This is a genomic window from Synechococcus sp. WH 5701 (assembly GCF_000153045.1).
GTDB classification, from domain to species: Bacteria; Cyanobacteriota; Cyanobacteriia; order PCC-6307; family Cyanobiaceae; genus Regnicoccus_A; species Regnicoccus_A antarcticus.
Map to the genome: position 1 here is coordinate 1 of NZ_AANO01000061.1, position 1,554 is coordinate 1,554.

A 1,554-nucleotide genomic window follows, 5' to 3' on the forward strand; every position below is an offset into this window, starting at 1 on the left:
CCCGAGTCCGGCCACCATTTTTTTGATTGATTCTTGATTGGAACTGGGTATTATCTTCTCTGTGAGTTTCTGTTTTAACTCCTCTGCTAATTCGTAAGCTTCTTGCTCTGTGAGTTGCTCGGCCGCGTTGATTGGATGATTTGAAGCTTCTGCGGCCACAGTCCTCTTGATGAGTATCTGAACTAAATCTAGTTCATCATTGTTAAGGAAGAACTCTTTTGTTGTAATGAAAGAATATAAAAAACCCTTCCATATACATGGAAGGGTTGAGGGCGTGTGTCTGCTTTCTCTTGATCTTTAATGGATCAGAAGTGGCAGCCAAATGGACGGAAAGCCACGTAATCCGTCATCTTCGGTGGATTGTGCCCTGTGTACTGCTGTTGGGGAAGTTTGGCAGGTGTCCGAGTGATTGCCGTATAGCTGAAGAAAGGAGAAGGTTTTAAATCTTCCCGTGCAGCAATGGCAAGAGGGTTGATGGTGCGGCTGTTGCGACCTTGTGCGTTGTCGCTGACGGCAACCTTCGTGCCACCAAGTTCCCGCATCAGATTGAAGGAACGTGTGAACATTCCAGCATATGAATCGTGAGTTCTTTCGTAAGGAACGATGTCCGAACCAAAGACTTCTGTGTATTCAGCAGAATCGGTCAGTTTGTCGATTAGGGCGTCAAAACCTTCTTCAGCCTGTAGCTTGATGTGGTCTTGAACTTCTGCTTGGTTCAGAGGTGCTCGGCCAAGTAAATGCTTGAAGTTCAATTCGACTCCACGCTGGGCACCAACTGAATGGAAGAAGTTTGATTTGTAAAAATCAGACTTAGCCAAACCGTTTACGAAGTCACGAACAGTGATTTCACCGTTCAATAGTCGCGCCTCAAGTGACGTTTCTCTTTGGCTTTCTCTGGGGTGCAGGTTACCTAGTACTTGACGATAAGCAGCCGCGATCACTCGCTCAAGAGCTGCTGCATTGTCTGGATTGTACTGATCAAACACTGATCCGAAGGGGCATTCGGCGTGCAAGCGGGGCCCAATTCCAATCCCCATCGATGCACAGTGCTGACGCTTGTACTCAGCGCGTACTCCTGCGACTGTTCGGTGTGCTGTGTTTTTACCGGCTTTGCTTTGTGTGGAGAAAGCAGCGGGTCCGGTTCGAGTAGCCGAAGTGAGAGACTTCAGGCTGGTTTCTGTGCCGAGCATGATTTGTGAGGGGGTGATGTTGTGGACGGTTCGTCACATCTCCCTGAAGGAATTACAGGTCTTGTAAAAACCTTTTGGTCAAAGTGACGTTCTCTAGAGATTCAAGCTTTATTTGTTGGCTAAATAAAATGTCAGAGACTTTCGGTTGATTGTTGCTTGCAATTGGTAAAAAAAAGGGTGGGCATTGCCCACCCCTTTGTTTGCTGTGTTTTAACAACAACCAGGCTGATTGATCAGCCCAGTGAGTTGATCACGTAGTCCAGCAACTGGTTGTAGGAGGTCAGAGCCTGGGGGCTCATGTCGCGAGGGGCGCAACCGTCGTTACGCATCTGGGAGAAACCAGCCACGTAGGTGCCAGCGTCGA

Annotated in this window: 1 protein-coding gene and 1 pseudogene; both read right to left on the minus strand. The window is 48.1% G+C overall.

The window, feature by feature from the left end:
* Positions 1-305 precede the first annotated feature (305 nt).
* Positions 306-1,190: a phycobilisome rod-core linker polypeptide gene (locus WH5701_RS16150; protein WP_006169798.1), complete on the minus strand. Its 885-nt coding sequence runs from the start codon at positions 1,188-1,190 to the stop codon at positions 306-308.
* 233 nt (positions 1,191-1,423) lie between these two features.
* A pseudogene (gene mpeA, locus WH5701_RS00335) lies at positions 1,424-1,554 on the minus strand (class 2 C-phycoerythrin subunit alpha); the annotation flags it as partial.